Annotated in this window: 20 protein-coding genes and 1 pseudogene; 12 read left to right on the forward strand and 9 right to left on the reverse strand. The window is 70.4% G+C overall.

Translation table 11 applies throughout. The features are described from left to right. Positions 1-307: pseudogene (locus J7I98_RS16195) on the reverse strand (hypothetical protein); the annotation flags it as partial. 238 nt (positions 308-545) lie between these two features. Here J7I98_RS16195 and J7I98_RS16200 point away from each other — a divergent pair. The 3 genes from J7I98_RS16200 (at position 546) to J7I98_RS16210 (ending at position 4,725) form a co-directional block, all read left to right on the forward strand. Next, positions 546-1,526, forward strand: coding sequence for an SCO0930 family lipoprotein (locus tag J7I98_RS16200; protein ID WP_214921409.1), 981 nt, complete (start codon positions 546-548; stop codon positions 1,524-1,526). Between the two features lie 236 nt (positions 1,527-1,762). Beyond that, entirely contained in the window at positions 1,763-2,575 is an 813-nt protein-coding gene (locus tag J7I98_RS16205; RefSeq protein ID WP_214921410.1) for an SAM-dependent methyltransferase, read from the forward strand. Next, a complete protein-coding gene (locus J7I98_RS16210) occupies positions 2,572-4,725 on the forward strand; it encodes an EAL domain-containing protein (RefSeq protein WP_308377823.1) in 2,154 nt (717 codons plus the stop codon). The genes J7I98_RS16205 and J7I98_RS16210 overlap by 4 nt, the downstream gene beginning before the upstream one ends. On the opposite strand, the gene J7I98_RS16215 is transcribed toward J7I98_RS16210, so the two are convergent. Next, a complete protein-coding gene (locus J7I98_RS16215) occupies positions 4,695-5,618 on the reverse strand; it encodes a LysR family transcriptional regulator (protein WP_214921412.1) in 924 nt (307 codons plus the stop codon). The genes J7I98_RS16210 and J7I98_RS16215 overlap by 31 nt on opposite strands. Positions 5,619-5,714: 96 nt before the next feature. Here J7I98_RS16215 and J7I98_RS16220 point away from each other — a divergent pair, with 96 nt between their 5' ends. The 8 genes from J7I98_RS16220 to J7I98_RS16255 all read left to right on the forward strand — a co-directional run bounded on the left by J7I98_RS16220 (position 5,715) and on the right by J7I98_RS16255 (position 12,702). Then, positions 5,715-6,419, forward strand: coding sequence for a succinate dehydrogenase (locus J7I98_RS16220; protein WP_214921413.1), 705 nt, complete (start codon positions 5,715-5,717; stop codon positions 6,417-6,419). A 1-nt stretch (position 6,420) separates the two neighbouring features. After that, entirely contained in the window at positions 6,421-8,370 is a 1,950-nt protein-coding gene (locus J7I98_RS16225) for a fumarate reductase/succinate dehydrogenase flavoprotein subunit (RefSeq protein WP_214921414.1), read from the forward strand. Then, positions 8,367-9,116 (forward strand): succinate dehydrogenase/fumarate reductase iron-sulfur subunit, encoded by a 750-nt coding sequence (locus J7I98_RS16230; RefSeq protein ID WP_214921415.1) that lies wholly within the window; start codon positions 8,367-8,369, stop codon positions 9,114-9,116. Before J7I98_RS16225 ends, J7I98_RS16230 begins: the two co-directional genes overlap by 4 nt. A gap of 86 nt (positions 9,117-9,202) precedes the next feature. Further along, positions 9,203-9,628: a WXG100 family type VII secretion target gene (locus J7I98_RS16235; RefSeq protein ID WP_214921416.1), complete on the forward strand. Its 426-nt coding sequence runs from the start codon at positions 9,203-9,205 to the stop codon at positions 9,626-9,628. A gap of 62 nt (positions 9,629-9,690) precedes the next feature. Then, positions 9,691-11,295, forward strand: coding sequence for a peptidoglycan-binding protein (locus J7I98_RS16240; protein WP_214921417.1), 1,605 nt, complete (start codon positions 9,691-9,693; stop codon positions 11,293-11,295). 11 nt (positions 11,296-11,306) lie between these two features. Further along, a complete protein-coding gene (locus J7I98_RS16245; RefSeq protein ID WP_214921418.1) occupies positions 11,307-11,780 on the forward strand; it encodes a protease inhibitor I42 family protein in 474 nt (157 codons plus the stop codon). Next, a complete protein-coding gene (locus tag J7I98_RS16250; protein WP_214921419.1) occupies positions 11,777-12,286 on the forward strand; it encodes a protease inhibitor I42 family protein in 510 nt (169 codons plus the stop codon). Before J7I98_RS16245 ends, J7I98_RS16250 begins: the two co-directional genes overlap by 4 nt. Further along, complete coding sequence (locus tag J7I98_RS16255) at positions 12,283-12,702, forward strand: hypothetical protein (RefSeq protein ID WP_251020725.1); 420 nt, start codon at positions 12,283-12,285, stop codon at positions 12,700-12,702. The genes J7I98_RS16250 and J7I98_RS16255 overlap by 4 nt, the downstream gene beginning before the upstream one ends. Here the strand turns inward: J7I98_RS16255 and uvrA are convergent. Together uvrA and J7I98_RS16265 are read right to left on the reverse strand one after the other, a co-directional pair. Continuing rightward, positions 12,680-15,124, reverse strand: a complete 2,445-nt coding sequence (uvrA, locus tag J7I98_RS16260; protein WP_214921420.1) for an excinuclease ABC subunit UvrA — start codon at positions 15,122-15,124, stop codon at positions 12,680-12,682. The genes J7I98_RS16255 and uvrA overlap by 23 nt on opposite strands. Before the next feature lie 56 nt (positions 15,125-15,180). Further along, positions 15,181-16,200 carry an MsnO8 family LLM class oxidoreductase gene (locus J7I98_RS16265; protein WP_214921421.1) on the reverse strand — a complete coding sequence of 340 codons (1,020 nt, stop codon included), beginning with the start codon at positions 16,198-16,200 and terminating at the stop codon, positions 15,181-15,183. Between the two features lie 139 nt (positions 16,201-16,339). Between J7I98_RS16265 and J7I98_RS16270 the strand changes: the two genes are divergently transcribed. Then, positions 16,340-16,825, forward strand: coding sequence for an HAD family acid phosphatase (locus J7I98_RS16270; protein WP_214921422.1), 486 nt, complete (start codon positions 16,340-16,342; stop codon positions 16,823-16,825). Positions 16,826-16,849: 24 nt separating this feature from the next. Here the strand turns inward: J7I98_RS16270 and J7I98_RS16275 are convergent, their stop codons facing one another. From J7I98_RS16275 to egtA, 5 genes are all read right to left on the reverse strand, one after another. Then, positions 16,850-17,065: a dodecin gene (locus J7I98_RS16275; RefSeq protein ID WP_214921423.1), complete on the reverse strand. Its 216-nt coding sequence runs from the start codon at positions 17,063-17,065 to the stop codon at positions 16,850-16,852. Between the two features lie 131 nt (positions 17,066-17,196). Beyond that, a complete protein-coding gene (gene egtD / locus J7I98_RS16280) occupies positions 17,197-18,159 on the reverse strand; it encodes an L-histidine N(alpha)-methyltransferase (protein ID WP_214921424.1) in 963 nt (320 codons plus the stop codon). Beyond that, on the reverse strand, positions 18,156-18,911 hold the full coding sequence (gene egtC, locus J7I98_RS16285; RefSeq protein WP_214921425.1) for an ergothioneine biosynthesis protein EgtC: 756 nt from the start codon (positions 18,909-18,911) through the stop codon (positions 18,156-18,158). The genes egtD and egtC overlap by 4 nt, the downstream gene beginning before the upstream one ends. Then, complete coding sequence (egtB, locus tag J7I98_RS16290) at positions 18,911-20,263, reverse strand: ergothioneine biosynthesis protein EgtB (RefSeq protein ID WP_214921426.1); 1,353 nt, start codon at positions 20,261-20,263, stop codon at positions 18,911-18,913. The genes egtC and egtB overlap by 1 nt, the downstream gene beginning before the upstream one ends. Beyond that, positions 20,260-21,537 (reverse strand): ergothioneine biosynthesis glutamate--cysteine ligase EgtA, encoded by a 1,278-nt coding sequence (egtA, locus tag J7I98_RS16295; RefSeq protein ID WP_214921427.1) that lies wholly within the window; start codon positions 21,535-21,537, stop codon positions 20,260-20,262. Before egtA ends, egtB begins: the two co-directional genes overlap by 4 nt. Between the last annotated feature and the right edge of the window lie 123 nt (positions 21,538-21,660).

The following is a 21,660-nucleotide window of genomic DNA, read 5'->3' on the forward strand; positions in this document are numbered from 1 at the left end:
GTGGTGGCGGTTCCGGGCGTACGGGCTCGGCGACCGGCGGGGGCGGCGGGGGCGGGGGAGGAGGCGGTGGAGGCGGCGGCGGTGGGGGAGGCGGGGGTGTCGTGGCCGGTTCGGGCGGCGGCTCGGGCTTCGGGCCCGCCGTGCAGACCGCACTGCCGCCCACAGCTACCGCCGAGCCCGACGACAGTTCCCCGTCCTGCGAGATGGAGGCGTACGCACAGTCGTCGGCCGCGGCCGGTAAGGGGCTCAGCAGCAGACCGGTCAGGGTGGCAGCGGCCAGCAGGCGTCCAAGGAGGCGAGGGTGCACGTCGGGGAGCATGGTCCAGCGATGCGTGCGGCACGCAACGGCAGCGACCGATTCCCCTGATGGGTGGGACTTTCGGCGATTTGCGTTTGATACGGACGGCTGTCGGCGAACGCGTTTGCGAAGGAGTTTGGAAATTTCTTCGGGAGCGTTGAACACGGGCGCACCCCCCGCCCGTACCTAGGGCCATGAAGCGTCGCACTGCGGCGCCGCAATCAACCTTCGGTACACAGGAGTTCACATGAAGACCTGGCGGAACGCCTCGCTCGCGGTGACGGCGGCGGCTGTGATGGCGCTGACGACGGCGTGCGGTCAGGACACGGCCGATCAGTCCCCCAACGGCCAGTCGGTGGGCAACGCCAACCCGGCGCAGCAGCCCGCGGACAGCGGCTACGGCTCGGACACGGGGTACGGCGAAGACTCCGGCGAACAGGCCGCACCCAAGGCCGCGGGACAACTCGCGGTCTGGGACAGCAAGAAGCTCGGGAAGGTCCTCACAGACAGCGGGGGGTTCACGCTCTACCGGTTCGACAAGGACACCGCCAAGCCGCCGAAGTCGAATTGCGACGGCGACTGTGCGAAGGCGTGGCCGGTCGTGCCCGCGGGCGACGTCGAGGCCGCTGCCGGCACCGACGCGTCGCTGATCGGCGAGGTCGCCAGGCCCGACGGCACCGCCCAGCTCACCATCGGCGGCTGGCCCATGTACCGCTTCGCCAAGGACGCCAAGCCGGGCGACGCCAAGGGCCAGGGCGTCGGCGGCACCTGGTTCGCCTCGGCCCCCGACGGCAAGAAGGCCGCACCGGGCGCGGCAGGCGGCGGTGCCGAGGCCGGCGCGGGCGAGGAGGGGGCCCCCACCGACCTCGCGGGAATGTCCGTACGCAAGGACCCCAAGCTCGGTGATGTCGTCGTCGACTCCAAGGGCATGACGGTCTACCGGTTCAAGAAGGACTCGGCCTGGCCGATGAAGTCGGCCTGCACCGGTGCCTGCCTGGAGAAGTGGCCGGTCGTCCCGCCGGTCGAGAAGAACGACACCGAAGGCGTACTCAAGAAGGGCTTCGTCGTCTTCGACCGTCCCGACGGCATCAAGCAGCAGACCATCGACTGCTGGCCCGTCTACACCTTCGCGGGCGACGCGAAGCCGGGTGACACCAACGGCCAGGGCGTGGGCGGCACTTGGTACGCCGTTTCGCCCGAGGGCAAGCTGGTCGGAGCGCCCAAGTAGAACAATCCGGCAGCGTCCCCACGCTGCGGCGTTCCGGCCCGGCCGGCCCGTCCCTCCGCCTCAGGCGGCAGGGGCGGGCCTGCCGCTGTTGGCCGCACATGCCTGCGGCGTGTGACGGAGAACGGACCGCGATTTTCCGCTTTTGCTCGCCCCAATGCCTGACGGTCAGTAGCCTCGGCTCGAACACCGGTCTTGGTCATGACCGGCCTTCCTGTGGCGATGAGTTGGAGACATTGATGGAGCGACCCGCCTGGGCCCCGCAGGGCATCGACATATCGGTGCCGAGTGTGTCCCGGATCTACGACTTCTACCTGGGCGGTTCGCACAACTTCGAGGTCGACAGGGAAGCAGCCCGCAAGGCGATGGCGTTCATGCCGGGGCTTCCGAAGATCATGCAGGCGAACCGGGCATTCATGCGCCGGGCCGTACGCTTCGCCGCGGACGAGGGCATCACCCAGTTCCTCGATATCGGCTCGGGCATACCCACCTTCGGCAACGTCCACGAAGTGGCCCAGGCCGCCAACCCCGAAGCCCGGGTCATGTACGTCGATCACGACCCGGTCGCCGTCGCGCACAGCGAGGCCGTGCTCGAAGGCAACGACCGGGCCGGCATTGCCGCGGCCGACCTGCGAAAGCCGCAGGAGATTCTCAGCAGTCCCGTCGTCAACGGACTCATCGATTTCGAGCGGCCGGTGGCTCTGCTGCTGGTCGCGGTACTCCACTTCATCGAGGACGCCGATGACCCGCAGGCCGCTGTCGCCACCCTGCGCGACGCTCTCGCGCCCGGCAGCGTCGTCATCCTCACCCACGCCTCTTACGAGGGGATCCCGCTCACCGTGGAGCAGGCGAGCGGCACGGTCGCCGTCTACCAGAACATCAGGAATCCGCTGATCATGCGCTCGCGGGAAGAGATCACGCGGTTCTTCGAGGGATACACGATGGTCGACCCCGGGCTGGTCTCGATGCCGGACTGGCGACCCGAAACGACGTCCTCCCAGGAGGATCCGTTCGCCTTCTCGGGGTTCGCCGGAGTGGGACGCAAGGCGTGAGCGTGCCATCGCAGGCACCCGACGGCCTGGACGACAGACTCGGGCGGTTCGCGACGATCTGGAGCCGGGCCATCTTCCCGGTCACGGCAACGTCCATGACCCGACCGGAGTTCGAAAAGCATTTGCTCCCGCTCGCGCGGCAGCTGGGCGAAGCACTGCACCGGCGGCCCTTCGACACCGGGCCCGCGCACGCAGTGGGCGCCGCCCTGGTCGCCGCCCACTGCACCGACCCGGACACCCTGGTCCGTACGCTCGGCGTCGTCGACTCCTACCTGGTGCTGTACTGCGCGGGAGAGAACGACTCGCCCGACCGGGCGGAGGAGAACCGGGCTCGCTGCGCCCGGCTCCAGCACGCCGTCGCGGCGGGTTTCGCCGAGGCGCTGCGCGAGCGCACCCTCGCCGAGCAAGAAGCCATCACACGGTCGTCCCTCTCCGCGAGCAGCGCGGCACAGAAGGCGCTCCACGACACCGAGGTCCGCTTCCGCGCGGTCTTCGACGGCGCGGCCGTGGGCATCGGCATCGCCGACCTCGAAGGCAACATCCTGGAGGTCAACGAAGCGCTCATGAGGATGTTCGGCGGACTCGAACAATACGTGCGCGGCAAGAAGGTGAGCGAGTGGGTCCACCCCGAAGACACGCCCCATGTGTGGCGGCTGTACGGGGAGTTGGTTCGGGGCGAGCGCGACCATTACCGCGTGGAGAAGCCGTACTACCGCACTGACGGCACCGTCCTGTGGACCAACCTCACCGTCTCTCTGCTCCGCGACGCCGACGGCAAGCCCCAGTACCAACTCGCCCTCATGGAGGACACCACCGAGCGGCGCCTGCTCAATCTGCGGCTCCGCTACGAGGCCACCCACGACGCGCTCACCGGGCTCCCCAATCGCACGCTGTTCTTCGAGCGCCTCGAAAAGGCGCTGTCCGCGGGCGACGGCATGCGCTTCGGCCTCTGCTACCTCGACCTCGACGGCTTCAAGGCGGTCAACGACAGCCTCGGCCACTCGGCGGGCGACCGCCTGCTCGTGGAGGTCGCCGACCGCCTGCAGAGCTGCGCCACACGGCCCGGCGAGATGGTGGCCAGGCTCGGCGGCGACGAGTTCGTGGCGCTGACCACGGGGCCCGACACCCGCCAGGAGGTGGACGAGCTCGCCGCCCGCATCCTGAACGTGCTGTCGGTCCCCATCCGTCTCGAAGGCCGGGAGCTGACCGTACGCGGCAGCATCGGCATCGTCGAAGGCCCCGCGGGCGAACGCGGCCCGGCGGAGGTGCTGCGGAGTGCCGACATCACGATGTACCGCGCCAAGTCGGCGGGCGGCAACCGCTTCGAGACCGCCGACGCGGAGGCGGACGCCCGTGCCATCACCCGGCACGGCCTCACCAACGCGCTGCCCGCGGCACTGGAGCGGGGCGAGTTCTTCATCGAGTACCAGCCGCTCGTGCATCTGGGCGACGGGAGTGTGCACGGCGCGGAGGCGCTGGTGCGCTGGTGCCATCCGCAGCACGGCGTCCTGGGACCGGACCGGTTCATTCCGCTGGCCGAGCACACCGGGCTGATCGTCCCGCTCGGCCGCTGGGTGCTCGAAGAGTCCGTACGCCAGGCCAGGTTCTGGCAGGAGAGGCACGCCGACGGCGGCCCGCTGCGCATCAATGTGAACCTCTCGCCGATGCAGCTGCACCACCCGGGGCTCGTCGCCGACACGGTGGACGTGCTGGAGCGGGCGGGGCTCGAACCGGGCGCGCTGTGCCTGGAGGTCACCGAGTCGGCCCTGATCGGCGCCGACGACGACCTGCTCAAGCCGCTGCGGCAGCTCGCCGAGATGGGCGTGGACATCGCGCTCGACGACTTCGGCACCGGCTACTCCAACCTCGCCAATCTGCGCAGGCTGCCGGTGAGCGTCCTCAAGCTGGACCGTTCCTTCACCCAGTCCATGCAGCAGCACCCGGCCGACTCCGTCGACCTGAAGATCGTCGAGGGGATCGTCTCACTGGCGCACAGCCTGAAGCTGGCTGTCACGGTCGAAGGCGTGGAGACGGGCGCACAGGCGGCGCAGCTGCGGGAACTGGGCTGCGACACCGCGCAGGGCTGGTACTACGCCAGGCCCGGCGCACCCGACCGTATTCACACCCTGCTGCTGGCCGACGCCGTCTGAGGGAGGCGGGAAGCGAGGAGTACGTTCTGGAGCTCGCGCGCCGCGCGCGGCGGCGCCACGTCGCTGCGGTGCGCGAGCGCGATGGTACGGCTCAGGCCCGGCCGGGCGAGGGGCGTGGCCCGCAGGTCACGCCCCGCCCGGGCGGCCACCATGCGCGGCACGACAGCGAGCCCGAGCCCGGCCCGTACGAAGCCGAGAACGGCGTCCATCTCGCCGCCCTCGACCGTGAAGGTCGGCTCGAAGCCCTCGGCCCGGCAGGCGGCGACGGTCAGTTCGCGCAGGTCGTAGCCGTGCCGGAACATCACCATCGGCTCGCCCTCAAGGTCCGCGACACGTACGGACCTTGACCTACCGCGCCCGGGGCGGGGGCCCGTCGCCGCCGACACCACCACCAGGTCCTCGTGCAGCAGCTCGACGGTGGTCAGCGCCGGGGACGGCGTCGGCAGTGGCAGCACGACCAGGGCGAGATCGAGGGCGCCGCGCGCCAGTTCCCGTACGAGATCGTGCGAGCCGCTCTCCTCGATCAGCAGCTGGATGCCGGGGTGCAGATCGTGGAAGGTGCGCAGTACGTCCGGGAGCAGCCCGGTGCACAGACTCGGCGTGGCACCGAGCCGCACCCTGCCGCGCCGCAGCTGGGCCAGCTCCTGGACCTCGTGGCGGGCGGTGTCGGCGTCGGCGAGGATGCGGCGGGCCAGCGGGAGCAGGGCCTCGCCGGCGTCGGTGAGGGCGATGTTGCCGCGGGCCCGGGTGAAGAGGTCGGCGCCCAGTTCCTTCTCCAGCGCACGGATCTGCTGGGAGAGGGACGGCTGGGAGACATGCACCTCCTCGGCGGCATGGGTGAAGTGCAGGGTCTCGGCGACGGCCACGAAATAGCGGAGCTGCTGGAACTGCATGAGAGCACGATAGGCCAGCACGATAGGCGATGCCTATGGATATGAGCCGTACCATGTCTTGGACCTCTGGGGCCTTCCGGACCTAGCGTCTCGTTTATGGCACTGGCTACGCGGACGGATCGAAAACCGTCCCTCACGCGCTCGCTCTGGGGCTCGACCGTCGGCAAGAAGACGGTCATGGCCGTGAGCGGTCTGATCATGCTGATGTACCTGGTCGCCCACATGCTCGGCAACCTCAAGATCTTCTTCGGTTCCGGCGAGTTCAACGCGTACGCGCACTGGCTGCGGACCATGGGCGAGCCCCTCCTGCACTACGAGTGGGCGCTGTGGATCGTGCGCGTGGTGCTGCTCGCGGCGGTGGTGCTGCACGGCGTCGCGGCGTACCAGCTCAGCAGGCTGGACCTGCGGGCCAGGCCGAGCAAGTACGTGCACAAGCGGCGACGGGCGAGCTATGCGACGCGCACCATGCGGTGGGGTGGGATCATCCTCGGGCTGTTCATCGTCTGGCACCTGCTGGACCTGACGACCCTCACCGTGAACGAGAACGCGCAGCCGGGTCGCCCGTACGAGAACGTCCTCGCGACCTTCAACACCTGGTACGGCAACGTCATTTACATCGCGGCGGTACTGGCGCTCGGCATGCACATCAGGCACGGCTTCTGGAGCGCCGCCCAGACGCTGGGCGTCGGAAACGCCAGGCGCGACCGGATCCTCAAGGCGGTGGCCAATGGCCTCGCGCTGGTGCTGACGGTGGGCTTCGTGTCCGTACCCGTGGCCGTCATGACTGGAGTGGTGAGCTGACATGAGCGAGTACGCCAACTACGCGACCGGCGACCCCGTCGTCGACACCAAGGCGCCGACCGGCCCCGTCGCGGAGCGCTGGGACACCCGCCGCTTCGAGGCCAAGCTGGTCAACCCGGCCAACCGCCGCAAGCACACCGTCATCGTCGTCGGCACCGGGCTGGCGGGCGGCGCCGCGGGCGCCACGCTCGCCGAACAGGGCTACCACGTCGTGCAGTTCTGCTACCAGGACTCACCGCGCCGCGCCCACTCCATCGCCGCGCAGGGCGGCATCAACGCCGCCAAGAACTACCGCAACGACGGCGATTCCATCCACCGCCTCTTCTACGACACGGTCAAGGGCGGCGACTTCCGCGCCCGCGAGTCCAACGTCCACCGGCTCGCACAGATCTCCGTCGAGATCATCGACCAGTGCGTGGCGCAGGGCGTGCCCTTCGCCCGGGAGTACGGCGGCCTTCTCGACACGCGCTCCTTCGGCGGCGTACAGGTGTCACGCACCTTCTACGCCCGAGGGCAGACGGGTCAGCAGCTGCTGCTCGGCGCCTACCAGGCGCTGTCCCGGCAGATCGCGGCGGGCAATGTGGAGATGCATCCCCGCACCGAGATGCTCGACCTGATCGTCGTCGACGGGCGGGCGCGCGGCATCGTCGCCCGCGACCTGATCACCGGCCGCGTCGACACGTACTTCGCGGACGCCGTGGTGCTGGCGAGCGGCGGCTACGGCAACGTGTTCTACCTCTCCACCAACGCCAAGAACTCCAACGCGACGGCGATCTGGCGGGCCCACCGCCGCGGCGCGTACTTCGCCAACCCCTGCTTCACCCAGATCCACCCCACCTGCATCCCGCGCTCCGGCGACCACCAGTCCAAGCTGACCCTGATGAGCGAGTCGCTGCGCAACGACGGCCGCATCTGGGTCCCCAAGGCGCACGGCGACACGCGCCCGCCGGCCCAAATCCCCGAGGACGAGCGCGACTACTACCTGGAGCGCATCTACCCCTCTTTCGGCAACCTCGTCCCGCGCGACATCGCCTCGCGCGCAGCCAAGAACGTCTGCGACGAGGGGCGCGGCGTCGGCCCCGGCGGGCAGGGCGTCTACCTCGACTTCGCCGACGCGATCCGGCGCCTGGGTCGCAAGGCCGTCGAGGAGAAGTACGGCAACCTCTTCGAGATGTACGAGCGGATCACCGCCGAGAATCCGTACGAGGTGCCCATGCGCATCTACCCGGCGATCCACTACACGATGGGCGGCCTCTGGGTCGACTACGACCTCCAGACCACCGTTCCCGGCCTGTTCGCCATCGGCGAGGCCAACTTCTCCGACCACGGCGCCAACCGCCTCGGCGCGTCCGCGCTGATGCAGGGCCTGGCCGACGGCTACTTCGTCCTGCCGTCCACCATCAACGACTACCTCGCCCGCAACCCGCACCGCGACGACATCGACGCGACCCACCCGGAGGCCGTCAGGGCGGTCTCGGAGACCAACGACCGCCTGGAGCGGCTGCTCGCCGTCGACGGCGACCGAACCCCCGACTCCTTCCACAAGGAGATCGGCGAACTCCTGTGGGAGTACTGCGGGATGGCCCGCACCGAGGAGGGCCTGCGCAAGGCGCTCGACCGCATCCCGGAGATCCGCGAGGAATTCTGGCGACGGATCAAGGTGCCGGGTACGGGCGAGGAGCTCAACCAGTCGCTGGAGAAGGCCAACCGCATCGTCGACTACCTGGAGCTCGCCGAGCTGCTCTGCCTCGACGCACTGCACCGCAGCGAGTCCTGCGGCGGCCACTTCCGCGAGGAGAGCCAGACCGGGGGCGGCGAGGCGGAGCGCAGGGACGAGGAGTTCTCGTACGCCGCCGCCTGGGAGTTCGCGGGTACGGGAAAGGGTCCCGTACTGCACAAGGAAGCCCTCGAATTCGCCTACGTCCACCCCACCCAGCGGAGTTACGCATGAGGCTCACCCTGCGCGTCTGGCGCCAGCGCAATGCCGAAGAACCCGGCGCCATGGTCACGTACGACGTCGACGACATCTCCGAGGACATGTCGTTCTTGGAGATGCTCGACACGCTCAACGAGAAGCTGATCCTGCGCGGCGACGAGCCGGTCGCCTTCGACCACGACTGCCGCGAGGGCATCTGCGGCGCGTGCGGTGTCGTCATCAACGGCGATGCGCACGGGCCGGAGCGCACCACCACCTGCCAGCTGCACATGCGGCACTTCGAGGACGGCGACACCGTCGACGTCGAGCCGTGGCGGGCCGGTGCGTTCCCGGTGGTCAAGGACCTGGTGGTCGACCGGTCGGCGTTCGACCGGATCATCGGCGCGGGCGGCTACATCAGCGTCCCGACCGGCGCAGCGCCCGAGGCCCACGCCACGCCGGTACCGAAGGCCGACGCCGACTACGCGTTCGAGCACGCCGAGTGCATCGGCTGCGGCGCGTGCGTGGCGGCGTGCCCGAACGGCTCCGCGATGCTCTTCACTTCGGCGAAGATCAACCACCTGAATGTGCTCCCGCAGGGCGCACCGGAGCGCGAGACCCGGGTCATCGACATGGTGGCGACCATGGACGAAGAGGGCTTCGGCGGTTGCACCCTCGCGGGCGAGTGCGCCACGGCCTGCCCGAAGGGCATTCCGCTGCCGTCCATCGCCGCGATGAACAAGGAGTGGCTGCGGGCGACACGGAAGGCGCCGCGCCGCTGACCCACGGCCTTGGTGGTTGTGGGCATGTCACCAGCTGCTGCTAATCTTCCCCCGCAAGATCGGGATCGGCTGGCAAGCGGGGGAAAATGGCCGGGCAGACGCAACAGGGTGGCTACCGCGTCCAGAAGAGCGGGATGGACGCCGAGGCGGACAAGCTCGACCGGGCGGGCGACGACGTCGGTGACATCGGCGCCGCTCTCCAGGAGCAGCTCTGCTACACGCCGGACGCCCTGGGCGGTTCGGACTCCGGGCCGGCGTTCAACAACTTCTCCGAAGCGTGGCAGGCCGAGGCCAAGGTCCTGGAGAGCGCGCTGCATGAGCTGGCGGACAAGGTCCGTATCTCAAAGGCGAATTACCACGGCGCCGACGTCAGCACGATGAACGAACTCCAGGCGAGCGGGGGCGGCGGACTGACGACCATGCCGGCGCCCGCGCCCGCCGGGCCCGCACCCGGCATGCGCACCATGCCGGCTGCCGGTTCGCCCCCGGTCGGCCTTGCCGACTTCGGCTGAGCGCTGCCTTCTCCCTCCACCTGTTGACCTCTCCGAACCGAAATGCCGGAGGCCGCAAAGCCATGCCCGACGCAGGCGAATCCACCACCGACCGCCGGGAGAAGCTGGCCGGTTACCAGCGGTCCATCGCTGGTGCCGGCGACAAGAACACCCTCATCGAGGCCATCCAGAACGCCCTGAACGTCTCGGCGCCCGTCGGTTCCCCCAGCACGCTCGACGACATCGCGAAGCGGTACGCCAAGCAGGCCGATGCGGCGCGGGACGTCCAGGACCGGGTCGAGCAGGTCGCCCTCACGGGCCTGCCCGACGCCTGGGTGGGCAGCACCGGCGCCAAGGCTCAGGAGGTCGTCTCGGCGGCGGCGCGAGCGGCCGCGCAGATGGACGAGGCGATCCGCGGCGCGCGAAGGGCCCTGATCTTCCTCTCCGACGCCCTGACCACCGCGCAGTCCGACGACAAGGGCGGCCGCGAGCAACTGCGCGAGGCGCTCGGCATACTCGGGAGCGAGGACGGCTTCTTCGACGACATGGTCGAGAAGGACGCCGAGGAGGCGGAGCGGCTGCGCGCCCGCAACATCGCCTCTGCGGGAGCGAAGACCATGCATGCGGCGGCGGAGAAGGCCGACGACGCGGCCCGCGAGGCTGCCCGCGACCTGAACAAGTTCGCGGCCGAAGCCCGCGCGGGCAAGATGAAGACCGACAACATCTCCGCCGCCGACCGTCTCGTCCTGGCCGACATCTCGGGAACCGGCGGGCCGGCCGAGATGAACGAGCTGCTCACCGCCAACGACCTGGAGCGCTCGGGCAAGGCCATGGAGCGCATGAACGCCCGCGATCAGGCGGAGTTCGAGCGGATGCTCGCCGAATCCAAGAGCCCCCAGGAGCGCGCGTACCTGGTGAAGGCGCTGGCCGCCGGCCACGACCTGAACGAGGTCTCCGAGTTCCGTGACAAGATCCACGGCAAGGGCCCGGCCTGGCTGCAGCGGCACCTGACGCCGGTGACCACCGCGGGCGACAGCATGAAAAACGAGGGCCTCAACGCCGACGGTTCGAACAAGAATACGGACCAGCAGGCCTTCAAGGGGGAACGCTGGTCCCAGGACGGCAACACGTGTGTGCCGTCCACCGTCGTCAGCGGCCGTGCCATGGTCGACCCTGTGTACGCCCTCGAGCTCACCGGCGGCCCGTCGGGCCAGGAGGACGACCCCGCCGCTTTCCGGGAGCGCTTGGGGAACGAACAGCTCCGCGTGCACGAAGAGGGCGACGGCAACGACAAGTACGACTTCCCGTTCGGCAGCACACCGAACGGCATGGACAACGACGGCAAGACCACCGTCGCCAACAAGGAGATCAGCCCCCACACCGGTAGCGAATACGAGTTCCAGGAAACCAGGAGCGCCGACGCTCGTCGCGATGTGCTGCCGGACATCGAGAAGGCCGTCGCGGAGGGCAAGCCGGTGCCGATCGGCGTCGAGGGCAAGGACGCCAACGGCGATCGCGTCGGACACTCGATGATGATCGTCGGCCAGGAGGGCGACATGCTGCAGGTCTACAACCCCTGGGGCACGACCACCTGGGTCAGCGAGGACGACTTCGTCAACGGCCGGATGGGCCAGGCCTCCGACAAGGACCTGCCCGACGCCTACGCCGTCCACCTTCCGGCAGAATGAGGAACTCCGCCATGCGCAACCGACTCGCAGCCGCCCTCGCCCTGCCGCTGTCCGCCTTGGCCCTGGCGGGATGCGGACTCCTCGGCCCCGAGACCTACGAGGTCGACGAGAGGACCGTTGAGCTCGACGCGGGCGACGAGTTCACGCTGTCCCTACCGGCCAGTCCCTCGCTCGGCGAGAACTGGTACGTGGCCGACCCCCGTCCCGACCGTGAAGTCGTCCGGCTCCAGGGCCAGGACGAGGACTATGAGGACGACGGCGGGAATGTCGGCGGAGGCGGCGGAACTCAGTCCTTCACCTTCCGGGCGATCGAGCCGGGCACCACGAAGATCAAACTGCTGTACTGCAAGCTCGGGACCTGTGCGGCCAAGTTCGGCGACCCGGCGCCGTCGCCCTCGCCCTCCGAGTCACCGTTCCCCATCGCGAGCGGATCCCCCGGCGAGCACGACCGCGAGTACTTCATCTACACGGTCACCGTCCGATGACCGGATCCGAGAAAGCCATGCGTATACGACTCGCTCCAGTATCCGCCCTGCCGCTGGCCCTGCTGTCGGCCTTCGTCTTGACCGGGTGCGGGCTGTTCGGCCCCGCGACCTACGAGACCGACGAGCGGTCCATAGAGGTGGACGCGGGCGACGAGTTCACCCTGTCCCTCCCGGCGAGTCCCTCGATGGGGCAGGACTGGTACCTGGTCAGCCCGCACCCTGACGCGGATGTTGTGGAGCGCACGGGGCAGCACAAAGAGACGGAAGCGGGCGAGCCTGACCTGGAAGGTGGCGGCAGCGGCGAGCGGTTCTTCGACTTCAAGGCGGTCAAGCCGGGCACGACGGAGATCAAGCTCATCCACTGCCCGTATTCCAGCAGCTGCTCCACCACCAAGGACAACCCCGAGCCGGCACCGACGTCTTCCGGCAGCACTCCCGTTCCCACTGCGACCGGGAAGCCAGGCACCAATCCCGAGTACTTCATCTACACCGTCACCGTCCGATGACCGGATCCGAGGGACCCATGCGCCCCACACCCCGCCCCACCAAGACCGACGACGACTGCGCCCGCCTCGACACCACCATGATGCTGCGCTACGGCATCCCCGCCGAAGGCCCGCACCGTACCGCCCTGTTCGGGGACGGTGCCATCGGAGCCGCGGTCGTCCTGGACCGGCTCGACGTCCTGCCGCGATCGGTCTCGTTCCTCGCCAAGGTCGTGCGCAGTGGCGGTGTGCGTTACGCGTCGCAGCTACCCGAGCTGCTCCCGGGCCAGGCCGCCACGGACACCGTCCGCCCCTGGCTGGAGGCGGCCGGGACCGTCGCCCGCCCGGTCGTCGGCGACGAGACCACCGCCCGCTGGCTGGAGTCCGTGGCCGAGCTGATCGGCCTGCGCCGCACTAGCCGCGCCCGGGGCCGCTGACCGGCGGTCGGGCCGCGGGCCGGAACTCCCGGGCCAAGTACGGCGCCGTACGGCTGGCCGCCACCCCCGCCACCTCGGCGGGCGGCCCCGCCGCGACGATGCTGCCGCCCTCGTCCCCGCCGCCGGGCCCCAGGTCGATCACCCAGTCGGCGCCCGCCACCACGGCCATGTCGTGCTCGACCACCACCACCGAGTGACCCGCGTCGACCAGCCCGTGCAACTGCCGCATCAGCACTTCCACATCGGCCGGATGCAGCCCGGTCGTTGGCTCGTCCAGTACGTACACGGTGTGGCCCCGGCGCGTGCGCTGAAGCTCGCTCGCCAGCTTGATGCGCTGCGCCTCGCCGCCCGACAGTTCGGTCGCGGGCTGCCCGAGCCGCAGATAGCCGAGCCCGACGTCGAGGAGCGCCTGGAGGCTGCGTACGGCGGCGGGGGTGCCCGCGAAGAACTCGGCCGCCGCCTCGACGGTGAGGTCGAGCACCTCGGCGATGCTGAGGCCGTTGAGCGTGATTTCCAGGGTCTCGGGGTTGTAGCGCGCACCGTGGCAGTCGGGGCACGGGGCGTACGTACTGGGCAGGAAGAGCAGCTCCACGGAGACGAACCCCTCGCCCTGGCAGGTCTCGCACCGCCCACCGGCCACGTTGAACGAGAACCGGCCCGCCTTGTACCCGCGCGCCCGCGCCTCCTCCGTGCCGGTGAAGAGCTTGCGTACGACGTCGAAGAGACCGGTGTACGTCGCCAGATTCGAGCGGGGCGTACGCCCGATGGGGCGCTGGTCGACCTGCACCAGCCGGTCCACGGCCTCCAGCCCTTCGGCCGAGGCGCAACCCGTCCGGCTGCCAGTGGACCCGTCCGCCAGGACGCCCGCGAGCACCTGCCCCACCAGCGTGGACTTCCCGGAACCCGAAACACCCGTCACCGCCGTGAACACCCCCAGTGGGAATTCCGCGTCGACGCCGCGCACATTGTGCCGGTCGACCCCGTTCAGCCTCAGCAGGCCCGACGGCTCGCGGACCTCGCGCGGGGGAGCGGGCTCGCGGTCGAAGAGGAAGCGGCGGGTCGCCGACTCCGCCACCCCGGCGAGACCGGCGGGCGGCCCGCTGTGCAGCACCCTGCCGCCGTGCTCGCCCGCGTGCGGGCCGACGTCGACGAGCCAGTCCGCGCTACGCACCACATCCAGATGGTGCTCCACGACGAAGACCGAGTTGCCCGCAGCCTTCAGTCGGTCGAGGACCACGAGCAGCGCCTCGGTGTCCGCCGGATGGAGCCCCGCCGAGGGCTCGTCGAGGACGTACACGACACCGAAGAGACCCGAACGCAGCTGCGTCGCAAGCCGGAGCCGTTGCAGCTCGCCGGACGAAAGGGAGGGCGTCGTACGGTCGAGGCTCAAGTAGCCGAGACCCAGCTCTGTGACCACCGCGATCCGCGCCAGCAGATCGCCCGTCAGGACCGTCGCGGTCTCGTCCTTCCCGGTCACGGCTTCGAGCGTGCGCGCGAGACCCGACAGCGGCAGCCCGGCCAGCTCGGCGATCGTACGGCCGCCGAACGTGACCGAGAGAGCCTCCGGCCGCAGCCTGCTGCCCCCGCAGACCGGGCACGGGCCGCTGGTCAGGAAGCGTTCCGCCCTGGTCCGCAGGGTCTGGCTCTTGGAGTCGGCGAAGGTGTGCAGGACATAGCGCCTGGCGCTCATGTACGTGCCCTGGTACGGGCGTTGGATGCGTCCCGCATCCCGCACAGGGTGCACGGTGACGACCGGCTGCTCGTCCGTGAAGAGAATCCAGTCGCGGTCCTTCTGCTCCAGCTCCCGCCAGGGCCGGTCCACGTCGTACCCCAGCGTGTCCAGCACATCGCGCAGGTTCTTGCCCTGCCAGGCGCCCGGCCAGGCCTCGATCGCACCCTCGCGGATCGACAGCGAAGGGTCGGGCACGAGCAGTTCCTCGGTGGTGCGGTGGATCCGGCCGAGACCGTGGCACTCCGGGCACGCACCGGCCGCCGTGTTCGGCGAGAACGCGTCCGAGTCGAGACGCCCGGCGCCCGCCGGGTACGTGCCCGCGCGCGAGAACAGCATCCGCAGCGAATTCGACAGGGTGGTGACGGTCCCGACGGAGGATCGCGAAGTCGGCGCCGACCTGCGCTGCTCCAGTGACACGGCGGGCGGCAGACCGTGGATCTCGCCGACCTTGGGGGCGCCGACCTGGTGGATCAGGCGACGGGCGTACGGGGCGACCGACTCGAAGTAGCGGCGCTGGGCCTCGGCGTAGATGGTGCCGAAGGCGAGCGACGACTTGCCGGAACCCGAGACACCGGTGAAGACGACGAGGGCGTCACGCGGAATGTCGACATCGACGTGCCGGAGGTTGTGCTCCTCGGCGCCGCGCACGCGCACATACGGGTCATGGGCACTGTGCGTCGTGCTGTGCATCGGGCGGAACTCCGTACGGCGGGGGCGCGAGGGCGCCGGGGACAAACGGCTCGATTCTAGGTGCCGGTGCGCGGGAGGCCCGCCAGACGGGCCAGCCGCCGGTACGAGTCCGAGAGCGCGTCCCGGTCGTACGTACTCGTCGCGACCAGGTACTCGTCCGCGCCGCTGCGGCCCAGCACCTTCTCCAGGCCGTCCGCGACCTCCTCCTCCGTGCCGAACAGATGGCCGCGCAGGGCCTCCTCGTAGAGTGCCCGCTCGCGGTCGCTCATGGGCCGCGCGAGGACCTCGTCGACGGGTTCGAGCGGCGGGAACGCACCGTGGGTCTTCGAGTACACCGACGCCCAGGCCTCGGGCACCAGGAGCCGCCGGGCCTCCTCGGTGGTGGCGGCCACGGTGACCGACCCCGACAGCACGACGTACGGCCGCTCGCCCCAGGGGGAGGGCCGGAACGCCTCGCGGTAGCCGTCGACGGCCCGCAGCATCTCGTCCTCGCCGCGCGCCGCCGCGATCACCAGCGGCAGCCCGGCCGCCGCGGCGACCTGGGCCCCGGCGCCGGTGGCCAGTACGAAGGCCGGCGGCTTCAGTCCTTCGGCGGGGTGGGCGTGGACCTGCGGATGGGCGCTCTGGTCACCGGTGAAGTAGCCGAGCAGCTCCATGAGCTGGGTGGCGAAGTCCCCGGCGGCCTCCTTTTCCCGGCCGAGCGCCCTGCGTATCCCGTTGGTGAACCCGACCGAGCGGCCCAGGCCCATGTCGATCCGGCCGGGGAAGAGCGACTCCAGTACGCCGAACTGCTCCGCCACGACCAGAGGCTGATGGTTGGGCAGCATGACCCCGCCCGTGCCGACCCGGATCGTCGACGTGGCGGCGGCGACGGCTGCGGCGAGCACGGTGGGCGCGGAGCCGGCGACGCCGGGGACGCTGTGGTGCTCCGACACCCAGAAGCGGTGATAGCCGAGGTGCTCGATCTGCCGGGCGAGGCCGACGGTGTCGCGCAGCGCGCTGGGGGCGTCGTGCCCTTTGCGGGTACGGGAGCGGTCGAGTACGGAGAACCGGGTCTGCGGGATCACTGAGCTCACGTCCGGTACAACGCGTGCAGCACGTCAGGATTCCCGGCGGCGGACAATTCAGCCCGTCCGGGGGCGGGGGGCGTGCCCCCAGGCCGGGAAGGGGAGGGTGGGCGAACAGCCCTGCAGGGCGCCCTCCTAAGGTGCTCGCATGACCCGCAGCAGGCCACTCGCCGTGTTCGACCTGGACGGAACCCTCGCGGACACCGCGCACCGCCAGCGCTTCCTGGAGCGCACACCCCGCGACTGGGACGCCTTCTTCGCCGCCGCCCCCAACGATCCGCCACTGCCCGAAGGCGTGCGGCTGGTCCGGGAGAGCGCCCAGGACTGCGAGGTCGTCTACCTCACCGGCCGCCCCGAGCGCTGCCGCCGCGACACTGTCGACTGGCTCGCCGCGCAGGGGCTCCCCGAGGGGCGGATCTGGATGCGCCGCAACGACGACCGGCGGCCCGCCCGCCACACCAAACTGGACGTTCTGAAGCGGCTGGGCCGCGACCGGGAGATCCGGATGCTGGTCGACGACGACGAGCTGGTCTGCATCGCGGCGGAGCGGGCCGGGTTCACGGTCGTACGCGCCCGCTGGGCCGTCACGTCGGCGGCGCTCAGGGACGCGCAGGAGCGAGAAGGTCGTACCTGACCAGTTCTGATCGGGCGGTGTCGATCAGGCGCTGTCTTCGAGCCGGAAGCCGACCTTGAGGCCCACCTGAAAGTGCTCGATCCGGCCGTCGACGATGTGGCCGCGCACCTGCGTCATCTCGAACCAGTCGAGACCCCGCAGAGTCTGCCTGGCCCGGTCGATGCCGTTGCGGATCGCCTGGTCGACGCCTTCGTGCGAGGTTCCGACGATTTCGGTGACCCGGTAGGTGTGGTCGGACATGCGACTCTTCCTCTCCTCGTCCACTGCTGCTACCACCGTGCCCCACCCTCCGCCGGTCCGCGAGACGAGGGACCGGCGGGAATTTCCCTGCCGGCCCCTCGCAACGCCCCTTCGCAAACCTTCGGCGTCGTCTACACCGCCACGGACAGCGACAGCGCGAACCGCTCCTCCCGGTCCGTCCACCACTGGCGCAGTTCCATCCCCGCCTCCGCCAGTTCGGCCCGTACACCGTCCCGGCGGAACTTCGCCGAGACCTCCGTACGGATCTCCTCACCCGCCTCGAAGGACACCACGAGATCCAGCTCGCGGACCTTCACGGTGAGCGCGCTGCGCGCCCGCAGCCGCATCTCGATCCACTCGTGCTCGCGGTTCCAGACCGCGACATGGTCGAAGTCGTCGGGATCGAAGTCCGCGTCGAGCTCGCGGTCGATGACGGACAGGACATTCTTGTTGAACGCGGCGGTGACGCCCTGCGCGTCGTCGTACGCCGCGACGAGCGTCGCCTCGTCCTTCACCAGGTCGGTGCCGAGCAGCAGCGCGTCCCCCGGCGCCAGCAGCGACCGTACGGACTTCAGGAACACCGCGCGCTCGTCCGGCAGCAGATTGCCCAGCGTGCCGCCGAGGAAGGCGACCAGCCGCGGACCCGGTGTCCCCGGCAGTGCGAGACCGCGGGTGAAGTCGGCGATCAGCGCGTGCACAGACAGGCCGGGGCGCTCGTCGAGCAGCGATGCGGCGGCCGCGCTCAGGGCGCTCTCGCTGACGTCCACCGGGACGTAACTGTGCAGCCCGGGCAGCGCGTCCAGCAGATGGCGGGTCTTGTCGGACGAGCCCGAGCCCAGCTCGACCAGCGTGCGCGCGTGCGTGGCGGCCGCGATCTCGGGGGCGCGGGCGATCAGGATCTCCCGCTCCGCGCGCGTCGGGTAGTACTCGGGAAGGAGGGTGATCTCATCGAAGAGCTCGCTGCCGCGCGCGTCGTAGAACCACTTCGGCGGCAGGACCTTGGGTGTACGGGACAGTCCGTGCAGCACGTCGGCGCGCAGGTCGGCATCGGTCGCGTCTTCGGGCAGTGTGCGGGTCAGCAGGAACGGGCTCACGCAGTGGGCTCCTTGAGCGGTGTCAGCAGAACGTCGGTGCGGGTGGCGGCGAAGAGCGTGCGGTCCGGGACCTCGCGCCAGTGCGGATCGTCGTCGTAGGGCTCGGACGCCACGATGGTGCGGCGGCCGGACTCGGCGTGGAACCAGAGCGTGTCGCCCCAGGTGGTCGCGGCGACCGTCTCGCCGTCCGTGAGGAGAAGGTTCAGCCGTGATCCCGGCGCGGCCTCGGCCAGCTCCAGGACGGTGTCGGACAGTGCCTGCCCCAGCTCGTCGCCGTCGCGCAGCCGGTGCAGTACGAGCGCCCAGACCAGCCCCGAATCGCAGCGCGCCTCAAGGGTCAGCAGCTCGGCGGCGGGCAGGGTGGCGGCGAGCGGCGCGGCGGAGCCGGGCCAGCCCTTGAGTGCGCCGTTGTGGCTGAACAGCCAGGGCCCCGAGGCGAACGGCGCCGCCGCGGCCTCCCCGTCGGCCCCCGCCTCGGTGGCGTCCCGGACCGCTGCGAGCACGGCCCCGGAGCGTACGACCCGGGCCAGGTCGGCGAAGGACGCGTCGGCCCACATCGGCCCCCGGCGGCGGTAGCGGGCCGGCACCGGGTCGCCCTCGGCGTACCAGCCGACGCCGAAGCCGTCCGCGTTGACCGTCCCGTGCTGTTGGAGGCGCGGCGCCCACGCCTGGCGGTACAGGCCGTGCGCGGGCTTCACCAGCAGGTCGCCCAGCGGCACTTCCGGCCCCAGGCATGCCATGTGACGGCACATCAGATACCACCTTCCGCATCCGGAGCGTCCCGTGCCGTACGGAATCCGGAGAAGATCTGACGCCGCACGGGCAGGTCCCAGTTGCGGAAGGTCCCACGGCACGCCACCGGATCGACGGCGAAGGAACCCCCGCGCAGCACCTTGTGCGCGCTGCCGAAGAAGACCTCGGAGTACTCGCGGTACGGGAAGGGGGCGAAGCCGGGGTAGGGCAGGAAGTCGCTCGACGTCCACTCCCAGACGTCACCGATCAACTGCCGTACGCCCAGCGGGGATTCACCTGCGCCGTACGCGCCCACGGGCGCCGGCTGCAGGTGGCGCTGGCCGAGATTGGCCCGCTCCGGAGTGGGATCGGCGTCGCCCCACGGATAGCGCAGCGAGCGCCCCGACACCGGATCGTGCCGGGCCGCCTTCTCCCACTCGGCCTCCGAAGGCAGCCGCCGGCCCGCCCATCGCGCGTACGCGTCGGCCTCGTACCAGCTCACATGCAGCACCGGCTCGTCCTCCGGTACGGGCTCCACCACCCCGAAGCGGCGGCGCAGCCACTCGCCGCCCTCGCGGCGCCAGAACAGTGGGGCGGAGAGGTCGTGTTTCCGTACCTGGGCCCAGCCCTCGGCTGTCCACCAGCGCTCGTCCGTATAGCCGCCGTCCGCCATGAAGCGCAGATACGCGCCGTTGCTCACCGGTACCGTGTCGATGAAGAACGACGGGACGAAGCGGTGGTGCGCGGGCCGCTCATTGTCCAGCGCCCACGGCTCGGTGGAGGTGCCCATGGCGAACGGGCCGCCCGGTACGAGGACTTCGGACGGCCGGCCCGCCGTTGTCGCCGTGGGACGCGGCGGCGGGGGAGCGGTGAGGGCGGCGGGCCCGCGCCGCAACTGGTGGGTGATCAGCATGGTCTCGTCGTGCTGCTGCTCGTGCTGCGCGACCATCCCGAAGGCGAAGCCCGCGTCGAGCAGCGGGCTGCCGCGCAGCGAAGTGCGCTCCAGTACGTCGAGTGCCCTGCCGCGCACGTCCGCCGCGTACACCCGGGCCTCGGCGGGTGCGAGCAGCGGCAGCGAGGGGCGGGCGGCGCGCGGGTGCTCGAAGGCGTCGTACACCGAGTCGATCTCGGGCCGTATCGCATCGCGGCCCGCGACGGCCCGCAGCAGCCACAGCTCCTCCTGGTTGCCGATGTGCGCCAGGTCCCAGACCAGCGGCGACATCAACGGCGAGTGCTGCGCGGTCAGTTCACCGTCGTCGACGCAGTCGGTGAGCGCGGAGGTGCGCTCGCGAGCCCTGAGCAGCGCGTCGACGGCGAGGGCGCGAAGCGATTCGGGGTCGACGGGGCCGGCAGGGTCGGTGGGGCCGGTCATGTGCGGATGTCCTTCCCGTGAGCGGGGTCGAGCAGATCGTCGGCCGGACATCGCCCGCGCACGACGTACCGCTCGGTGAACTCGGCTACGGCGCACTGCACGGCAGTGGACGCGCCGATCCTGGGCAGGGCGTCGAGCGCCGCGTCGAAGCAGACGGTGGCGGCCGCCCGCAGTTCGGCGTCGGCCAGCCCGTACCGCGCGGCGTTGATCCACAGCGGATTGCGCGGGGCAGGCTGCGCCCCTGCGGTGTCCGCGAGGGGCTTGACGGTCCGGTACGCGATCTCCGACGCCTCCGGATCGTCGAAGAGCGCCGTGGTCACCGCGAGCGGAACGATCCAGCCGTTCTCGCCCTGCTGCGCGTCGATCATGCGCAGTTCGAGGTGACCGCGCGGCCGTACCGGCGGAAAGAGCGTGGTCAGGTGGTAGTCGAGGTCGGCGCGGGTCGGCGGCCGCGGCGCCCCGGAGCGTATCCAGGTACGGAAGGACAGCCCTTCCGGTACGTCCCACGCCTCGCCGTCCCCGCCCCTGACGCACATCACGGGAGCGTCCATCGCGCGGTCCGTCCACGCGCCGCGCGGCTCGGCGTCGAGCTGCGGGGCGAAGGAGCGGCCGGGCTCGATCTCCGTCCACAGGGCCTGGCGGGTGGACCGCCATCCGGTACGGCGCCGGTGGTGGAAGGGGGAGTTGGCGAAGGCCGCCGACAGTACGGCGCCGAGCAGATGGGCCAGCAGCCAGCGCCGCCCGTAGCCGAGCGGGCCCGGCTCCTCGTGACCCGCGTCGAGACAGACCTGGACGGACGCCGACGAGCACATCATGGCCCGGCCGGCAGGGCCTGCCCGGTCGAGATACGCCTCCATCGCGTCGTAACGCGGCTCACGCAGAAGGCGCTTCGGGGGATGCCAGGGATCCGTGCCGATGCCGGTGAGGCCGAGGTCCCGGGTGAGCAATGCGGCGCGTACGAGGTCAAGATCCGCGGAAACGGAGTCGATGCACTCCGTCAGGGACGAGGCCGGGAGTGAGCTGAGTTCGAGCTGGCCGCCCGGCTCGACGGTGAGCGCCGAGTTCAGCGGCAGGGTCCGCAGAGCGGTCAGGGCCGCTTCGAGGCGGGCGGGTCCGACGGGAAGTTCGGGAAGATTGAGCTCGTGGATGAACCATTCGAGTTCGACACCGACGGTGCTCGGCGGACCTGTCTTGAAACAGATGCCGCGCAGTAACGCTTCCGCACCGGCTTCGGTGACCGGTTGGCCGTCCTGCGGGAAGCCACCTCTTGGCATGGCCTGTGCCTCCTTGTCGGATCGTGCTGGAGCCCGCCCCGGGGGCCGGGACGGGCATCGCACTCCAGCTAAGCCACAGACGCAGAATCGCACAAGGGTGTCCCTTCGGCGCGGAAACTCCGT

This window comes from Streptomyces sp. ISL-98, from assembly GCF_018614055.1.
Lineage (GTDB): Bacteria > Actinomycetota > Actinomycetes > Streptomycetales > Streptomycetaceae > Streptomyces > Streptomyces spiramyceticus.